Here is a 17,150-nt window from a genome sequence, read left to right on the forward strand (position 1 = left end):
TCTTCCCCCTTTTCTCTACACCACCCCCCCAACATTTTTTACCCTTTCTCTTATACACACCCCCCCCCCCCCCCCCCCCACCCCACCCCCCCCTCTCCCCCCTTCTCCTTTAAAAAATTTTTTTTTTAGATGTGTATAAGAGACAGATGTAGAAGTGCACATCTCCATATATTATATTCATCCGGCCATTTTTGTTTCTATAGTCCAGGTCGCCGCTGGTTCTGCCAGTTATCTTCTTTAAGTTGGCTTCTGTGCAAAATATTTCCATGTGTATGCCAGGTTGAGCACCAACCCTTCCTGGATAGCCTATCAACTCTTTTCTATAAATTGGCATTCCTAATTTTTGTGCATTTTCAGATATTATTCCAAGGTGATGGTATACAGAGTAGTAAACAATTTTACCTTCATCTCCCTCGCCAATTTCAGTTTCGTGCCGTAATACAACTACTCCGCGAGAATCAACTCTTCTGTATGTGGCTCCAGGTTCAGCATGTTCATTAACATCTGGTTGAATGTCACCACTGTTTTGGCTGATCATGACGATTCCATCAGCAATGGCGCAAATGTCAATTTCGCCTGTGCGGCTATTGCCAACGATATTGCTTAGATGCAATCCAAGATGCCATTGCCCATACGAGCCAATTGGAAATCCCCCTCGTGCTGTAGATGGCATGAAATGGTTTAACCATTCCTCGTAACTCTCATTTTCGCCTTGAAGAATATTTAATCGTGGTGGACTTATCAGCATGAGAAGCTCCTAAGCACTTTATTAGTAATGCGCCATACGGTGCCCGGCCTTGAGCGTCATTGCAATTGACCATAGGTGTAGCCTGGTCGTTGTTGCTCACTTCTCAATCTGTGATGACAAGATTATTTTTTGGTTTGTAAGGCCTGTTCTACAACCGTGGAAAATACTGCTTAAGAAGAAATATTGGTGATATGGAAGATGCTGACTGATTTGAATGCTTGTACGAAGTGGAAACAGCTGATGGTATTTCCATCGATTTCTGGAGGGTGATGGGAAGGGTTGTCTGAACGGAATTCTTGTGACATACCTTACTGATCACGCAATTAGCACAGGCAGTCTGCTATTCGGTGGTCCTAATTTGGACAGTGGAAAGTACAAGGTAGGAATCCGCTGCGCGGATGATGGATTTTCCTGCCGCTTCCGTGCGGCGGACGGGAAGGAGGGCTTGCCTGGCCAAGCCCTCCTTCACCTCCAAGGCCACCCCGCAAGCATGGCCTGCAGCTGCCCGACAGGGCCCGACCGGCGCGAGGCGCGCCTGAACTCGCGATTTGCTAACGTCAAATCGCTCAGACAAAGCAGGCGCTTAACACCTCGCCCCGGCCACCCATCGGCATGCTTGACGGGGCCCGTGGGTGGCGTCGGAGCGGTGGTTTTTCGATGGGAAAATTGGATTTATTCGGCAGCGTTGTACGGTGGATCGCCCCCTTCGGGGCAAGAAATGTTGGCTGCGACATGATTTGTTGACATGCGGCATTTGCCGATGTAATAACAAAGTTATAACATTAATCAGCAGCGTGCCTGCGCACCAAAAAGGAGAACGTGATGAAAGCCATGCTAAGGAAAATGGGCAACTCGCAAGGGGTCATCATTCCCAAGGCGTTGATTACCCAGTTCGGCTTTGACGGTGAAGTTGAAATGACGGTTACGCCAGAAGGCATCATGCTGGCCAAGCCCAAAGAGCAAGTCCGGGCGGGTTGGGCCGCAGCCAGTCAGGCCGTGGCAGAGGCCGGAGACGACGCGCTGGTTCTTCCAGAGTTTGGCAACGAGGGCGATGAGGCGCTGACATGGTAAGGCGCGGTGAAGTCTGGTTAATCAATCTTGACCCGACCGTCGGTAGCGAAATTCGGAAAACCCGCCCCTGCGTGGTGGTGTCACCGGCAGAGATGCACGACTATCTGCGCACGGTCATCGTTACCCCCATGACCACTGGTAGCAAACCCGCGCCATACCGGATACCGGTTACATTTCAGGGCAAGCAAGGCCTGATATTGCTGGATCAGATTCGAGTGCTGGACAAGATCCGACTGGTGAAGAAGCTGGGGGAGGTCAATAGCACAACACTGGCCGCTACCCTTGAGACCTTGCAGGAAGTGTTCGCTTTGTAGTTGTAGCTGGTAATGCGTAAGGCTATTGGAAGTAATGCGCTGTGGTAATCCGCAGCGCGGATGATGCTCTGTGTTGCCGCTTCCGCGCGGCGGACGGGAAAGAGGGCTTGCCTGGCCAAGCCCTCCTTCACCTCCAAGGCCACCCCACAAGCATGGCCTGCGGCTGCCCGACAGGGCCCGACCGGCGCGAGGCGCGCCTGAACTCGCGATTTGCTAACGTCAAATCGCTCAGACATTGCAGGCGCTTAAGACCTCGCCCCGGCCACCCGTCAGCATGCTTGACGGGGCTGGGGTGCTATGACCCTGAGTATTATTTATTTACTTGTTCTTTCTTTAGGAAAGATAATCCAAGCATTGTAATTTTCTGATCTTGCGTACCTATCTTTAAACTCCACCTTTTTTCCATAAAGGAAAGTAGTGACAAACCGCGCTGTAGAATTGCTTCTGGATTCCATACTTTGTGATTTGCAACCTCAATTTCTGAAAGCGATCCATATTTGTATCCAAGCCCATTCCCATTGTCAATTTTTGAATCAAAGTCATTGTTGCTGAGAGAGCTGTTTTTTCCTTGTGGCATTGGTAGTAAATTGCCAAGTGAATTTCTCAGGCTTTCACGTTGAGTTGGTGTGAATTTGGGGAAATTATCTTTCCAGTACTGTTTTTTTGCATTTTGGGGATAAATGTGCTCAATTGTTTTTACATCATCATTATCAAATAAATCTTCCCATGAAAATTTAGGGGAAAATTGTTTTGATTTTTCTTGTAGATGGGCTTCATATTCGTACATAAAATATTTTATCCCTTGCCATCCGTAGAATCCTCTTGATTTGAATGATTGAATAATGTCTTTTATAAATTCAGTATCTGTTTTTATTCTATCTATTCGGCTACTTAGGTGCTGAATTAACCCGTTTTCATCAATGCTATGGTTGATGTATTTTGCAATTACCTCCATGTCGGATGGTATGTAATCCCCGTTCGCATATGAGTAGTAGTAATAAGAGCTCATTCTAAGAGAGAATAGAAATAGTAAATTCTCGATTAGTTCTAGTATTTTTAACCGTTGTTCAGTGTTTTTTACTCTTAGAAACACTATAAGTAGAAGTGCTGCATTGCTGCCAATTCCGATTCTATTTATTCTCTCTAAGTGCTTCACTTCTGGCTGAGTTAGTTCTGGCCATAATTTTGGATTGTGTATTCCAAACCAAGCTTCCGAAGCCAATCCAATGTCTGATGCATATTTGTTTATTTTTGCAATGCTTAACGATTCCGACTGCGATTCGCAGTGTAATTTTTGTTCAATAAAATAATCAGACAGTAGGAATTTTTCATAAGTTAATATGCGACGGTGATCGTAAAATTCTGATCCTTGGCTTCGTTTTACTTTCAAATTCTCGTGAAAATAAATTGAATAATGACTCATTAAGAAATCATCGTCATTGAGCGGTTGAGATTTATTTCTCCCGAGTTGATGATAAATCATTTTCCAATTTTCATTGACTGTTCTCCTTACTTTGGCAATGTCATCTTTGTTTTCGTCAAACATTTTTGTTGTAAGGTATATGAGTCTGTTTTTTAGTAGTTCAAGTTTGCTCAGAGGGCGTCCTCTGTTATTCATTGTCTCGAATGACATGCAGACATCAATATCATCGCTTATGACATATATGTTAAATAAAAGTTTTTGAGTAAGTTTTATATATATTTTTGATATCTCGTCTTTGCTTAACTTCTTGAGCTTTTCTGAAAAAAACCTTTTCGCATTTTCTAAATTTGCGGTGTAAACAGTTTCTTCCTTTTCAGATAATTGCTTTCCATAAACTGCAAAAATCTTTGATTTTAAAAATTCATAGCTATGAAGGTCATCTGAGTAGCCAAACAAGAATGAATGTGAGATTCCGCCATCTCTTGATTCGAAAATGAATCGATCAATTATTTTATTTTTCGGTGTGTAGTTGATACTTTCGTCATCTGCCAGGGTGTCGATAATGGATTGAAGTAATATTATTGATGTTGTTAATCGTTGCTGGCCATCAACAACGAAATAAGGCTCGTAGCTTTTTGATCTAATTATCCATGAGTCGTCTGCCCAGTGTTTATAAATATCTAGTGGAACTTCCTCAAGTGTTATAACGCCTGCATAATGAAACCTTTCATCATGTAAGTTGATTATATCATTCCAAAAATCTTGAATTTCTCTATCTTTCCAAGCATATCCTCTTTGATAGTCTGGAATTCTAAAAATTCGGTCAGTAAATACTTTTGATAATGTGTAGAGATTGCTTTTCATTATGGTTCCAAAATGACAAAGGCACACTCGCGAGTGTGCCTTTGTCATTAATAATCGTCAATGGTTTATGTCAAATCAATCCCAGCTCAACGCCCCGCCAGTCTGATACTCCGTCACGCGGGTCTCAAAGAAGTTCTTCTCCTTCTTCAAGTCAATCATCTCGCTCATCCACGGGAAGGGGTTGTTCACACCCGGGAACAACTGGTCCAGACCAATCTGCTGCATGCGACGGTTGGCGATAAAGCGCAGGTATTCCTTGAACATGCTGGCGTTCAGGCCCAGCACGCCACGCGGCATGGTGTCTTCGGCGTAGGCGTATTCCAGCTCTACGGCGTGCTTGAACAGCTCGACGATTTCGGCCTTGAAGCTTTCGGTCCACAGCTGCGGGTTTTCCAGCTTGATGGTGTTGATCAGGTCGATACCGAAATTGCAGTGGCTGGATTCGTCACGCAGGATGTACTGGTACTGCTCGGCAGCGCCGGTCATCTTGTTTTGACGGCCCAGTGCCAGGATTTGCACGAAGCCGACGTAGAAGAACAGGCCTTCCATGATGCAGGCAAACACGATCAGCGATTTGAGCAGCTTCTGGTCGTTTTCCAGGGTGCCGGTCTTGAAGGCCGGGTCGCACAGTACGTCGATGAAGGGAATCAGGAATTCATCCTTGTCACGGATGGATTTGATTTCGTTGTAGGCGTTGAACACTTCGCCTTCGTCCAGGCCCAGGCTTTCCACGATGTACTGGTAGGCGTGGGTGTGGATGGCTTCGTCAAAGGCCTGGCGCAGCAGGTATTGGCGGCATTCCGGGCTGGTGATCTGGCGGTAGGTGCCCAGCACGATGTTGTTGGCGGCCAGGCTGTCGGCGGTGACAAAGAAGCCCAGGTTGCGCTTGACGATGCGCATTTCGTCTTCGGTCAGCTGGCCGGTTTTCCATTGTTCGATGTCGCGCTGCATGTTCACTTCTTGCGGCATCCAGTGGTTGGCACATTGGGCCAGGTATTTTTCCCAGGCCCATTTGTGTTTGAACGGTACCAGCTGGTTGACGTCGGTGGTGCCGTTGATGACTTTCTTGTCTACGGCGTTGACGCGGCCTGCGCTGTTGCTGTCGGTGGGGGCTACGCTGGGTTTTTGTACCGGGGTGTCGTCAAAGCTCAACATGTTTTGCATTCTCCGTGTTTATTTGCCGGCTACGCCTTGCGGGGCGGCTGGCTGGATCTGGTATTGCGCGCCGGGCAGGGCATGCGTGCTGGTGCTGCTGTCGGGCTGACCGGGTGCTTGTTCCAGCTGCATGGCGCTCTGGCGCATGATGCGGATGGCGGTACGGGGGCCGGCTGGCGTTTCGCGCAGCGCTTCGGGCAGGTCTACCAGCACCAGGCCCAGCTTGCGGTAGCGGTCTTGTTCCGGGTGCTGTGCGGCGCGGCTGGCGCTGCAAAATAGGGTGGTGCTCATGCCGGTGTCCCCCGTTGTGGTTTGCTTCCGAAGCCGGCTGGTGGGCCAACCGGCTTGAGAAGCCCGTCCGGCTTAGTGGGCCGGGTGGCTGTGTTCTTCGTACTGGGCCACGCCGTAGATGCGCCATTGGCCGTCTTCCCGTTTCAGGTGGTAGGCGGTGGTAAACATCCACGGTTCGGCCTGGTCGCGCTTGGCGGTCCAGCGCACTTTCACGCTGGCCAGGTCGCTGCCAAAGGGCAACACTTCGGCCAGATAGCAGCTGGCGCTGGTGACGCCCTGGTCACGGTAGTAATCCAGGATGCCGACGGTGGCCTGGTACAGGGCGTCGGTATCGCGTTCTCCAAAAACCGCCGTCTGGCCATGAAATACCGCCACAAAAGGGCGGGTGAACATGGCGTAGACGGCTTTTGCATCCAGTGCCGAATAGGCCTGGCTGTATTGTTTGAAAAATTCCTGAAGTGTCATGGGCATCTCTGATTGTTAAGGCCTTGTGGGCTTGGCTCAGATGATGGCTGGCCGCGGGCTGGCTGCCATCTTGTTTGCTTTTACACTTCCCCATTCTGAAACCGCCTGCGGACAAGCGGTTTGGAAATGGGTTGGCCGGGTGAGCGGCCAGTTTGCTTCGCGTCAATCCATCCTGCTTGCTTGCCTTACTGGCAAGCTTCGCACGCCCTGCGGGCTGGACACCGTCGCTTTGCTCCGGTGTCATCCGGATTGTTGCTTCGCATCAATCCATCCTGCTTGCTTGCCTTACTGGCAAGCTTCGCAGTCTGGATTGTCAATGCTGCAGAACTTGGCGTCGGTGGCCGGGGTGTTGTCCACTTCGGCGACCGGGGCGCTTTGTTCGGCGGCGGCGTTGTAGGCCGGGTTCAGGCCGCTGGCTACGGCGTTGAGCTCACCACCGCGACCGGTGGATTTCTCGGCGCTGGAGGCTGCCAGGGTGCGCAGGTAGTAGGTGGTTTTCACGCCACGAATCCACGCCAGCTTGTACAGGTCGTCCAGTTTCTTGCCGGATGCGCCAGCCATGTACAGGTTGAGCGACTGGGCCTGGTCAATCCATTTCTGACGGCGCGATGCCGCTTCCACCAGCCATTTCGGGTCGATTTCGAAGGCAGTGGCGTAAATGGCTTTCAGCTCGGCCGGAATGCGGTCGATGCGGCCCAGGCTGCCATCGAAGTACTTGAGGTCGGCAACCATCACTTCGTCCCACAGGCCGGCTTTTTTCAGGTCGCGCACCAGGTATTCGTTGGTGACGGTGAATTCGCCGGACAGGTTGGATTTCACAAACAGGTTCTGGTAGGTCGGCTCGATGCTGGCAGACACGCCAATGATGTTGGCGATGGTGGCAGTCGGGGCGATGGCCAGGGTGTTGGAGTTGCGCATGCCGTGTTGCTTGATGCGTTCACGCAGGGCGTTCCAGTCCAGGCGTTCGGTGCGGTCCATTTCCAGATAGCCGCCGCGTTCGGCTGCCAGCAGGTTGATGCTGTCTTGCGGCAGCAGGCCACGGTCCCACAGGCTGCCCTTGTACGACGGGTAGCGGCCTCGTTCTTCGGCCAGTTCGGTGCCTGCCCAGTAGGCGTAGTAGGCCACCATTTCCATGGATTCGTCGGCAAATTCCACGGCTTCCTGCGAGGCGTACGGTACACGCTTCATGTGCAGGCAGTCCTGGAAGCCCATGATGCCCATGCCCACCGGACGGTGCTTCAGGTTGGAGTTGCGTGCCTTCTTCACCGGGTAGAAGTTGATGTCGATCACGTTGTCCAGCATGCGCAGGGCGATGCGGATGGTGCGTTGCAGCTTCTCGGCGTCCAGTTTGCCATCGGCACCCATGTGGGCGGCCAGGTTGACCGAGCCCAGGTTGCACACGGCGATTTCGTCGTCGTTGGTGTTCAGGGTGATTTCGGTGCACAGGTTGGAGCTGTGTACCACGCCCATGTGCTGTTGCGGGCTGCGGATGTTGCACGGGTCCTTGAAGGTAACCCACGGGTGGCCGGTTTCAAACAGCATGGTCAGCATCTTGCGCCACAGGCTGAGGGCCGGAATGCGCTTGTACACTTTCAGCTCGCCACGTTCGCCCATGGCTTCGTAGTGCTGGTAGCGTTTTTCGAAGGCGGCACCGTACAGGTCGTGCAGGTCCGGGGTTTCGGACGGGGAGAACAGGCTCCATTCCGCGCCTTCCATCACACGCTTCATGAACAGGTCCGGAATCCAGTTGGCGGTGTTCATGTCGTGGGTGCGGCGGCGGTCGTCACCGGTGTTCTTGCGCAGTTCCAGGAACTCTTCCACGTCGGCGTGCCAGGTTTCCAGGTAGGCACATACCGCGCCCTTGCGCTTGCCACCCTGGTTCACGGCCACGGCGGTGTCGTTCACCACTTTCAGGAAGGGAACAATACCTTGCGACTTGCCGTTGGTGCCCTTGATATGGGAGCCCATGGCGCGGACCGGGGTCCAGTCGTTGCCCAAGCCGCCGGCAAATTTGGACAGCAGGGCGTTTTCCTTCAGGCCTTCGTAAATGCCGTCCAGGTCGTCGGCAATGGTAGTCAGGTAGCAACTGGACAGCTGGCTGCGACGGGTGCCGGAGTTGAACAGCGTGGGGGTGGACGACATGAAGTCGAAGCTGGACAGCACGTTGTAAAACTCGATGGCGCGGGCTTCGCGGTTCACTTCGTTCAGTGCCAGGCCCATGGCGACGCGCATATAGAAGGCCTGCGGCATTTCGATGCGGGTGCCGTCAATGTGCAGGAAGTAGCGGTCGAACAGGGTTTGCAGGCCCAGGTAGCCGAATTTCAGGTCGCGCTTGGCGTCCAGGGCGGCACCCAGTTTTTTCAGGTCGAACTCGGCCAGTTTTTCGTCCAGCAGTTCGGCCTGAATGCCCTTCTTGATGAATTGCGGGAAGTACTCGGCATAGCGCTCGGCCATTTCTTCCTGGCTTACCGATTCATCCATGATTTCCAGACGGATGCTGTCCAGCAGCAGGCGGGCGGTGACGTAGTCGTAGGCCGGGTCCTGTTCGATCATGGAACGGGCGGCCAGAATGGCGGACTTGTTCACTTCGTCCAGCGATACGCCGTCGTAGATGTTCTTCAGGGTTTCGGACAGGATGGCGTCGATGTCGATACCGGCCAGGCCCTGGGCGGCGGATTCGATGCCGGCGCGCAGGCGGGCAATGTCCAGCGGCTGCTTGCGGCCATCCTTGCGGATGACGTTGATCTGGATCTGGGTCAGCGCTTCGCCACGGGCGGCGCGTTCTTGCGAGCGCTGTTCGCGGTACAGCACGTAGGCGCGGGCCACGTCGTGTTCGCCAAAGCGCATCAGGCTCAGTTCTACCTGGTCCTGGATGTCCTCGATATGAATGGCACCGCCTTCAGGCTTGCGGCGCATCAGGGCGTTGACCACCAGTTCGGTCAGCTGGGCAACCTTGTCACGAATGCTGGCGGAGGTGGCGCCTTGATGCCCCATCACAGCCAGGAATGCCTTGGTCATGGCGATGGAGATCTTGACCGGCTCGAATGCCACTACGGCACCATTGCGACGAATGGTCTTGTAGTGGCTGAAGTCGGCCTGGGGGGCGGCGGCACGGCCGAGTTCGGCGGCGGTTTGCCCTTCAAAGGTGGTCAGTTGCATGGAGCCCTCTTTGGGTGGTTTGCGTCCTTCGCGCTGCGGCTGCCGGGCAGGCCGGGCAGGGCTGTGGACAAGTCTGTTGAAAAGCTGTGTGTTCGTTGTGAATAAACACAATATGTATGTTTGTACTGCTAAGTTGGCCCAAATTCTAGTGGTCTGTTGCGGTATGGGCAAGTCTTGACAGTGCATCAGAAAATGTGAAATCCGCGCCAGATAAGGCTTGCAGCGGTATAGGAAATTTTTGAGCCTTGGGTGTCGGCTTTTGCCGTTGGCAAGAAACCCAGTAAAGACAAGCATCTGGGTGCTGCTGCAGATTTACCACAAGATATGGTGTCGGCCCTGTGTTGCGGAGGCGCTACGCCTTTGGCATGAAAAATTGATGACGTTTCATCTTTTTCTGCATTGCCTGCCAGCAAGATGGCATGAAAAAACGGCAGCCAGCGCGGGGCGGGCTGCCGTTGGGGGTGGTTGCTTGCTCAGTCTTGCGCTTGCAGCCAGATCAGGCTGGCCATGCGGCCGGTGATCTTGTCGCGGCGATAGGAGAAAAAACGCTCGCGGTCGATGACGGTGCAGAAATCCCCACCGTATACCCGGTCAATACCCAGCGCGGCCAGTCGCTGGCGTGCCAGCAGGTAGATGTCGGCCAGGTATTTGTCTTCGCCAATGGCTTCAAAGGCGTGCTCGGCTGCCGGGTCCTGCGCCATGAAGGCAGCGCGGACTTCGGCGCCTACTTCAAACGCATCCGGGCCGATGGCCGGGCCCAGCCAGGCCATCAGGCTGGAGGCTTCCACGCCGGTGGCGGCCACGCTGGCTTCCAGCACGCCATCGCACAGGCCGCGCCAGCCGGCATGCGCTGCCGCCACCACGCTGCCGGCGTCATTGCACAGCAATACCGGCAGGCAGTCTGCCGTCATCACCACGCATACCTTGCCGGGCGTGGTGCTGTAGCTCGCATCGGCATCCTGCAGGGTGTCGCCTGTTTCGGCGGCATTCACCACATGGGTGCCGTGCACCTGGTTCAGCCAGGCCGGTTCGTCCGGCAGGTGGCTGCGCAGCAGTTCGCGGTTGGCGGCCACGGCGTCGGCATCATCCCCGACATGGCTGCCCAGATTGAAGCTGTTGAACGGCTGCAGGCTGTGGCCACCCTGACGGGTGGTGATGAGAGTGTGCACATTGGCCGGGGCGGGCCAGTCGGCCTTGATCCACGGGCTGGCAGCGTCAGTCACGGACATAAATCACCTCGATGTCGCCATCGTCGTCTTCATCATCCTCGTCGTCCCAGTCTTCTTCGTCGCCTTCATCACCCGGGACGGCCTGTTCCAGCCGTTCGCCGCCTTCGCCGCGCAGGGTGTTGAGCAGGTGCATGAAGTCATCCGGGATGGGGGCTTGCCAGCTGCGCTCTTCCCCAGTGGCCGGGTGTACCAGCGCCAGCTTGTAAGCGTGCAAGGCCTGACGGGCCAGCAGCTTGACCGCGTCGGCCACGTAGTCGTCCATTTTGTGGCGCGGGTTGCCGTATACGGCGTCACCGGCCAGAGGGTGGCGGGCTTCACGCATGTGCACGCGAATCTGGTGGGTGCGGCCGGTTTCCAGCTTGCATTCGATATAGGAATGGCTGTCGAAGCGTTCCAGCACGCGCACATGGGTAATGGCAGGCTTGCCGCCAAACTTCAGCACCGCCATTTTCAGGCGGTTGTGCGGGTCGCGGCCAATCTGGGTGCTGATGGTGCCGTCAAACGGCACCACGCCATCGGCAATGGCGCGGTAAATGCGCTTTACCGTGCGTGCTTGCAGCTGGCGGACCAGTTCGGTTTGTGCGGGAACGGTCTTGGCCACCACCATCAGGCCGGAGGTGTCCTTGTCCAGCCGGTGCACAATGCCGGCGCGCGGCACATGGGCGAGCGCGGGGCAGTGGTGCAGCAGGCCGTTGAGCAGGGTGCCGGTCCAGTTGCCGCTGGCCGGATGCACCACCAGACCGGCCGGTTTGTTCACCACCAGGATGTGGTCGTCTTCGTAAATAATGGGCAAATCCATGGCTTCCGCCTGGTAAGCCATTTCTTCATTTGACTGAACAATGGTAACGTCCAGCTTTTCGCCACCCAGCAGCCTGGTTTTCGGGGGGACGACTTTGCCGTCCACCAGTACATGGCCATCCTTGATCCATTGGGTCAGGCGGCTGCGGGAGTAATCGGGGAGGAGTTTGGCAAGAGCTGCATCGAGGCGTTCGCTACCCATGGATAGCGGAACCTCCAGCTGTTGACTTGCAGATACCTCGTTTTCCGAGATATCGCTATAATCCTCCGAGTCATAGTAAGGATCGGTCATGAAAAGATACGTTGTAGCAGCAATGTTGGTGATGGGGCTTGCCGGTTGTGCAACCACGGAAACCTACGACGAAACGCGCGGCTGGACCGTGGAAAAGCTCTACTCGGAAGCTCGGGATGAACTGAACAGCGGTAATTATACCCGTGCTGTCAAGCTGTACGAAACGCTGGAAGCGCGCTACCCCTATGGTCGCTATGCCCAGCAGGCCGAAATGGACCTGGCCTACACCCACTACAAGGATAACGAACCCGAGCTGGCTGTCGCTGCCGCCGACCGATTCATCAAGCTGCACCCGGCCCACCCGAATGTGGACTACGTGTACTACCTGAAGGGTTTGGTCTACTACAACGACGACCAGGGCATGCTGTCGAAGTGGGCTGGCCAGGACATGAGCGAGCGCGACCCGAAAGCCGCCCGCGAATCCTTCCTTGCCTTCCGCGAGCTGACCACGCGCTTCCCGAACAGCAAGTATAGTGCGGATGCGCTGGAAAAGATGAACCGTCTGGTGGATGCGCTGGGTGGTGGCGAAATGCACGTGGCGCGTTACTACATGAAGCGCGGCGCTTACCTGGCGGCTGCCAACCGTGCGCAGAACGTGGTGAAGGAGTATTCCAACACCAAGTATCCGGAAGAAGCACTGGCGCTGATGTCGGTGGCTTACGACAAGCTGGGCATGACCAAGCTGGGAGACGATGCCAAGCGCGTGCTGGCGCTGAACTACCCCAAGAGTGCCTATCTGACCCAGCCGTGGCAGGTGGAAGAAATGCCGTGGTGGAAGGTATGGAAGTAAGCCATTCCTGATGCAGCATGCAAAAAAGGCCGCGTTTGCGGCCTTTTTGTTTGCCTGCCATCCGGGTGGGCGGGATGGCGCGGGCTGATCAAATCGCGTCTTCGTTGGTTTCGCCGGTACGGATACGCACCACTTGCTCGACGGCAGTGACAAAAATCTTGCCGTCACCAATCTTGCCGGTACGGGCGGCTGCCACGATGGCTTCGATGGCGCGGTCTACCAGATCATCCGCCAGAATCACTTCCACTTTGACCTTGGGCAGGAAATCCACCACGTATTCGGCACCGCGATACAGTTCGGTATGGCCTTTCTGGCGGCCAAAACCCTTGACTTCGGTGACGGTCAGGCCGTTGATGCCAAGGTCTGACAGGGCCTCACGTACTTCATCCAGTTTGAAGGGTTTGATCACGGCTTCGATTTTTTTCATGCTCAGGTGCTCCTTGCGGTGACTTTATTGTTCCGTAAATGCGCTGTGGACGATTGATAGCCCGACATTCGCCGCAGAATGGCCTTAATGTACGGCCTGTTTTGCTGTATTATGACGCGCTTTCCTGATACTTGTCGCGAGTGTTGCATGTCGACCATTCTCAAGCTGCGGGGCGGTGCTGCCCTGTCCCAGTTTCGTCTTGAAAAACTTCTCGCTGCCGCCCAAGAGGCCGGTTTGCCCGAGATCAGCCTGAAAGCCGAATTCTGGCATTTTGCCGAGAGCGAAAGCGAACTCTCGACCGAACAGCAAGGCATTCTGGGCAAGTTGCTCAACTACGGCGAGGCGCCTTACGCCGAAGCGCCGCAGGGCGAATTGTTCCTGGTGACGCCACGACTGGGTACGCTGTCCCCCTGGGCCTCCAAGGCTACCGATATTGCCCGCCATTGCGGGCTGGAACAAGTGCTGCGGATCGAGCGCGGCACCGCTTACTGGGTAAGCACCGCCGGTGTATCTTTAAGTGAAGAGGCTCGTCAGGTTCTGGCGGGCCTCTTGCACGATCGCATGACCGAAACCGTGCTGGGCTCGCTGGATGATGCCGACAAGCTGTTCGTCCACATGGACCCGCAGCCGCTGACCAGCGTGGATATCCTGGCCGGTGGCCGTGCCGCACTGGAAGCCGCCAACCGCTCGCTGGGCCTGGCGCTGTCCGAAGACGAAATCGTCTACCTGGTGGAAAACTTCACCCGCATGGGCCGCAATCCCACCGACGTTGAACTGATGATGTTTGCCCAGGCCAACTCGGAACATTGCCGTCACAAGATTTTCAATGCGCAGTTCGTGATCGACGGCGTAGAGCAGGGCAAGTCCTTGTTCCGCATGATTCGTGACACGCATGACGCACATCCGGAAGGCACGCTGGTGGCCTACAAGGATAATGCCTCGGTGATTGAAGGCGCATTCATCGACCGCTTCTACCCGGCACCGGAAACGGCCGAGTACGGTTTCACCACCGAACCGACCGACATCCTGATGAAGGTGGAAACCCACAACCACCCGACCGCCATTTCCCCGTTCCCGGGTGCTTCCACCGGCTCCGGTGGTGAAATCCGTGACGAAGGCGCAACCGGTCGCGGTTCGCGCCCCAAGGCTGGCCTGACCGGCTTTACCGTGTCGAACCTGAACATTCCGGGCTTTGTGCAGCCGTGGGAAGTGTACAGCGAAGACAAGGCCGAATACGGCCGCCCGGGTCGCATTGCCTCCGCCCTGCAAATCATGCTGGACGGCCCGATTGGCGGCGCTGCCTTCAATAACGAATTCGGCCGCCCCAACCTGACCGGCTACTTCCGTACCTTTGAAGAAGTTGTCGACGGCGAAATGCGCGGCTACCACAAGCCCATCATGATTGCCGGTGGCCTGGGCAGCATTCAGCAGCAACAGATCCACAAGAATGAAATTCCGGAAGGCGCCTTGCTGATCCAGCTGGGTGGCCCCAGCCTGCTGATCGGTCTGGGCGGTGGCGCGGCGTCCTCCATGGATACCGGTGCCAACAGCGAAAACCTGGACTTCGACTCGGTACAGCGCGGCAACCCGGAAATCGAACGCCGCTGTCAGGAAGTGATCGACCGCTGCTGGCAGTACGGTGCCAACAACCCTATCGTGTCCATTCACGACGTGGGTGCCGGTGGCCTGTCCAATGCCTTCCCGGAACTGGTGAACGACGCCGGCCGCGGTGCCATCTTCCACCTGCGCAAGGTGCATCTGGAAGAAAAGGGCATGACCCCGATGCAGATCTGGTCCAACGAATCGCAAGAGCGTTACGTGCTGGCCATCCTGCCGCAGGACCTGGACCGCTTTACCGCCATTTGCGAACGCGAGCGCTGTCCGTTTGCCGTACTGGGTGTGGCTACCGATGATGGCCACCTGCAAGTGCGCGACGATCACTTCAACAACAACCCGGTGGATATGCCGCTGGAAGTGTTGCTGGGCAAGCCGCCGCGCATGACCCGCGACGTGAAGACCGTGCCGCTGGAATTCCGCGTGTTCGACGCTTCGCGCTTCCCGCTGAAGGAAACCGCCTACCGTGTGCTGCGTAACCCGGCGGTTGCTGACAAGTCTTTCCTGATCACCATCGGTGACCGCTCGGTGGGCGGCATGACCGCGCGCGACCAGATGGTTGGCCCGTGGCAGGTGCCGGTGGCCGACGTTGCCGTCACCACCATGGGTTTCAACAGCTACCGTGGCGAAGCCATGGCCATGGGCGAGCGCACGCCGACTGCCTTGTTCAACGCTGCCGCTTCCGGTCGCATGGCCATTGGTGAATCGCTCACCAATATTGCCGCCAGCTTTGTCAGCCACATCGGCAACATCAAGCTGTCCGCCAACTGGATGGCTGCTGCCGGTCATCCGGGTGAAGATGCCCGCCTGTACGAAACCGTGGAAGCAGTATCGAAACTGAGTCAGGACCTGGGCGTCAGCATTCCGGTGGGCAAGGACTCGCTGTCGATGAAGACGGTATGGGAAGAAAACGGCGAGAAGAAGTCGGTGACTGCACCGGTTTCGCTGATCGTCACTGCTTTCTCCCCGGTGGAGGACGTGCGCAAGACGGTTACCCCGCAGCTGCGCAACGAAAAAGACACCGACATCATCCTGGTGGACCTGGGCTATGGCCGCTGCCGACTGGGTGGCTCCATTTATGGTCAGGTATGGAAAGCCATGGAAGGCCGTGCGCCGGACGTGGAAAGCCCGGCCCAGCTGGCTTCCTTCTTCAATACCGTGCAAACCCTGCTGCGTGACGACATGCTGCTGGCCTATCACGACCGTGCCGATGGCGGCCTGTTCGCCACGCTGGCGGAAATGATGTTTGCCGGTCACGTGGGCCTGACGGTAGACCTGCAAGAGCTGGTGATCGAGCGCAAGAACACCCAGCGCCTGATCGACGATTTTGTACAGCCCACCCCGGAAGCCGCAGCACATGGCCGCATCATGCGTGTGCTGTTCAATGAAGAACTGGGCGCCGTGCTGCAGGTGAAGAAGTCGCATACCGCCGAAGTGATTTCCCGCTTCATGGCTGCAGGTATTGGCCGCGAGCTGTTCGTGCTGGGCAAGATCAACAGCAAGGACCGCCTGATCATCAATCATCACGGCGAAGAGCTGTTCAACGAAAGCCGTGTGGACCTGCACAAGGCCTGGAGCGAAACCAGTTATCGCCTGCAACGCATGCGTGACAATCCGGCCTGCGCCGACAGCGAGCACCTGCTGCTGTCCGACACCCAGTCGCAAGGCCTGTTTGCCAAGCTGTCGTTTGATACCGAAGAAAACCCGGCCGCACCGTTCATTGCCACTGGCGCGCGTCCGCGCATGGCCATCCTGCGTGAGCAGGGTGTGAACGGCCAGCTGGAAATGGCTGCTGCATTCGACCGTGCCGGTTTCCAGGCAGTTGACGTGCACATGAGCGACATCATCAGCGGTCGCGTGTCGCTGGCCGACTTCAAGGGCCTGGCTGCTTGCGGTGGCTTCAGCTACGGCGACGTGCTGGGTGCCGGTGAAGGCTGGGCCAAGAGCGTGCTGTTCAACCCGCGTGCCCGCGAGCAGTTTGAAGCCTTCTTCCAGCGTGCTGATACCTTCGCACTGGGCGTGTGCAACGGTTGCCAGATGATGTCCAATCTGTCCGGCATCATTCCGGGTGCCCAGCACTGGCCGAAGTTCCAGCGCAATGCGTCCGAGCAGTTCGAAGCCCGCTTCACCATGGTGGAAGTCACCGAATCGCCATCCATCTTCCTGGCCGACATGGTAGGTAGCCAGCTGCCGGTAGTGGTCAGCCACGGTGAAGGCCGTGCCGTGTTTGCCCCGGGTGCACAGGACGACGTGATCACCGCGCTGCGTTATGTGGACTTCAGCGGCAAGCCGACCGAAACATACCCGCTGAACCCGAACGGTTCGCCGGCAGGCATTACCGGTGTCACCACCGCCGATGGCCGCTTCACTATCATGATGCCGCACCCGGAACGCGTGTTCCGCACCGTGCAGAACAGCTGGCATCCGGAAAGCTGGGGCGAGAACGGTGCCTGGTTCCGCATGTTTGCCTCGGCACGTCGCTGGGTGGGCTAAGCGCCGCTGACAAAAAC

Annotated in this window: 13 protein-coding genes; 4 read left to right on the forward strand and 9 right to left on the reverse strand. The window is 55.8% G+C overall.

The window, feature by feature from the left end; genetic code table 11:
• Positions 1–109: 109 nt before the first annotated feature.
• Entirely contained in the window at positions 110–748 is a 639-nt protein-coding gene (locus JHD62_RS15825; protein ID WP_199103722.1) for a hypothetical protein, read from the reverse strand.
• Between the two features lie 822 nt (positions 749–1,570).
• Here JHD62_RS15825 and JHD62_RS15830 point away from each other — a divergent pair.
• Entirely contained in the window at positions 1,571–1,819 is a 249-nt protein-coding gene (locus JHD62_RS15830) for a growth regulator (protein ID WP_199103723.1), read from the forward strand.
• The gene (locus JHD62_RS15835) at positions 1,813–2,133 is read left to right on the forward strand and encodes a type II toxin-antitoxin system PemK/MazF family toxin (protein WP_199103724.1); all 321 of its coding nucleotides are present in this window, start codon (positions 1,813–1,815) and stop codon (positions 2,131–2,133) included. The genes JHD62_RS15830 and JHD62_RS15835 overlap by 7 nt, the downstream gene beginning before the upstream one ends.
• A gap of 310 nt (positions 2,134–2,443) precedes the next feature.
• Here the strand turns inward: JHD62_RS15835 and JHD62_RS15840 are convergent, their stop codons facing one another.
• The 7 genes from JHD62_RS15840 to rluD form a co-directional block, all read right to left on the reverse strand.
• Complete coding sequence (locus JHD62_RS15840) at positions 2,444–4,420, reverse strand: DUF262 domain-containing protein (RefSeq protein ID WP_199103725.1); 1,977 nt, start codon at positions 4,418–4,420, stop codon at positions 2,444–2,446.
• 75 nt (positions 4,421–4,495) lie between these two features.
• The gene (locus tag JHD62_RS15845) at positions 4,496–5,575 is read right to left on the reverse strand and encodes a ribonucleotide-diphosphate reductase subunit beta (protein WP_199103726.1); all 1,080 of its coding nucleotides are present in this window, start codon (positions 5,573–5,575) and stop codon (positions 4,496–4,498) included.
• An 18-nt stretch (positions 5,576–5,593) separates the two neighbouring features.
• Complete coding sequence (locus tag JHD62_RS15850; protein WP_199103727.1) at positions 5,594–5,866, reverse strand: hypothetical protein; 273 nt, start codon at positions 5,864–5,866, stop codon at positions 5,594–5,596.
• A gap of 72 nt (positions 5,867–5,938) precedes the next feature.
• A complete protein-coding gene (locus JHD62_RS15855) occupies positions 5,939–6,331 on the reverse strand; it encodes a hypothetical protein (protein ID WP_199103728.1) in 393 nt (130 codons plus the stop codon).
• Between the two features lie 285 nt (positions 6,332–6,616).
• Entirely contained in the window at positions 6,617–9,490 is a 2,874-nt protein-coding gene (locus JHD62_RS15860; protein ID WP_131359961.1) for a ribonucleoside-diphosphate reductase subunit alpha, read from the reverse strand.
• 473 nt (positions 9,491–9,963) lie between these two features.
• Positions 9,964–10,719 carry a peptidoglycan editing factor PgeF gene (gene pgeF, locus JHD62_RS15865; protein ID WP_199103729.1) on the reverse strand — a complete coding sequence of 252 codons (756 nt, stop codon included), beginning with the start codon at positions 10,717–10,719 and terminating at the stop codon, positions 9,964–9,966.
• A complete protein-coding gene (gene rluD / locus JHD62_RS15870; protein WP_199103730.1) occupies positions 10,706–11,809 on the reverse strand; it encodes a 23S rRNA pseudouridine(1911/1915/1917) synthase RluD in 1,104 nt (367 codons plus the stop codon). Before rluD ends, pgeF begins: the two co-directional genes overlap by 14 nt.
• On the opposite strand from rluD, the gene JHD62_RS15875 reads away from it, so the two are divergent.
• Complete coding sequence (locus tag JHD62_RS15875) at positions 11,808–12,599, forward strand: outer membrane protein assembly factor BamD (protein ID WP_178973519.1); 792 nt, start codon at positions 11,808–11,810, stop codon at positions 12,597–12,599. The genes rluD and JHD62_RS15875 overlap by 2 nt on opposite strands.
• Positions 12,600–12,687: 88 nt before the next feature.
• Here the strand turns inward: JHD62_RS15875 and JHD62_RS15880 are convergent, their stop codons facing one another.
• Complete coding sequence (locus tag JHD62_RS15880) at positions 12,688–13,026, reverse strand: P-II family nitrogen regulator (RefSeq protein WP_045846995.1); 339 nt, start codon at positions 13,024–13,026, stop codon at positions 12,688–12,690.
• A 147-nt stretch (positions 13,027–13,173) separates the two neighbouring features.
• Between JHD62_RS15880 and purL the strand changes: the two genes are divergently transcribed.
• Positions 13,174–17,133, forward strand: coding sequence for a phosphoribosylformylglycinamidine synthase (gene purL, locus JHD62_RS15885; RefSeq protein WP_199103731.1), 3,960 nt, complete (start codon positions 13,174–13,176; stop codon positions 17,131–17,133).
• Positions 17,134–17,150 lie beyond the last annotated feature (17 nt).

This window comes from Aquitalea sp. ASV11 (assembly GCF_016429185.1).
Taxonomy (GTDB): Bacteria; Pseudomonadota; Gammaproteobacteria; order Burkholderiales; family Chromobacteriaceae; genus Aquitalea; species Aquitalea pelogenes.

Bases quoted from the DNA above. Each gene is read 5' to 3' on its own strand.
- pgeF (WP_199103729.1), bottom strand. From the start codon at position 10,719: ATGTCCGTGACTGACGCTGCCAGCCCGTGGATCAAGGCCGACTGGCCC.
- JHD62_RS15855 (WP_199103728.1), bottom strand. From the start codon at position 6,331: ATGACACTTCAGGAATTTTTCAAACAATACAGCCAGGCCTATTCGGCA.
- JHD62_RS15875 (WP_178973519.1), top strand. From the start codon at position 11,808: ATGAAAAGATACGTTGTAGCAGCAATGTTGGTGATGGGGCTTGCCGGT.
- JHD62_RS15840 (WP_199103725.1), bottom strand. From the start codon at position 4,420: ATGAAAAGCAATCTCTACACATTATCAAAAGTATTTACTGACCGAATT.
- JHD62_RS15845 (WP_199103726.1), bottom strand. From the start codon at position 5,575: ATGTTGAGCTTTGACGACACCCCGGTACAAAAACCCAGCGTAGCCCCC.
- JHD62_RS15835 (WP_199103724.1), top strand. From the start codon at position 1,813: ATGGTAAGGCGCGGTGAAGTCTGGTTAATCAATCTTGACCCGACCGTC.
- JHD62_RS15880 (WP_045846995.1), bottom strand. From the start codon at position 13,026: ATGAAAAAAATCGAAGCCGTGATCAAACCCTTCAAACTGGATGAAGTA.
- JHD62_RS15850 (WP_199103727.1), bottom strand. From the start codon at position 5,866: ATGAGCACCACCCTATTTTGCAGCGCCAGCCGCGCCGCACAGCACCCG.
- JHD62_RS15860 (WP_131359961.1), bottom strand. From the start codon at position 9,490: ATGCAACTGACCACCTTTGAAGGGCAAACCGCCGCCGAACTCGGCCGT.
- rluD (WP_199103730.1), bottom strand. From the start codon at position 11,809: ATGACCGATCCTTACTATGACTCGGAGGATTATAGCGATATCTCGGAA.
- JHD62_RS15825 (WP_199103722.1), bottom strand. From the start codon at position 748: ATGCTGATAAGTCCACCACGATTAAATATTCTTCAAGGCGAAAATGAG.
- purL (WP_199103731.1), top strand. From the start codon at position 13,174: ATGTCGACCATTCTCAAGCTGCGGGGCGGTGCTGCCCTGTCCCAGTTT.
- JHD62_RS15830 (WP_199103723.1), top strand. From the start codon at position 1,571: ATGAAAGCCATGCTAAGGAAAATGGGCAACTCGCAAGGGGTCATCATT.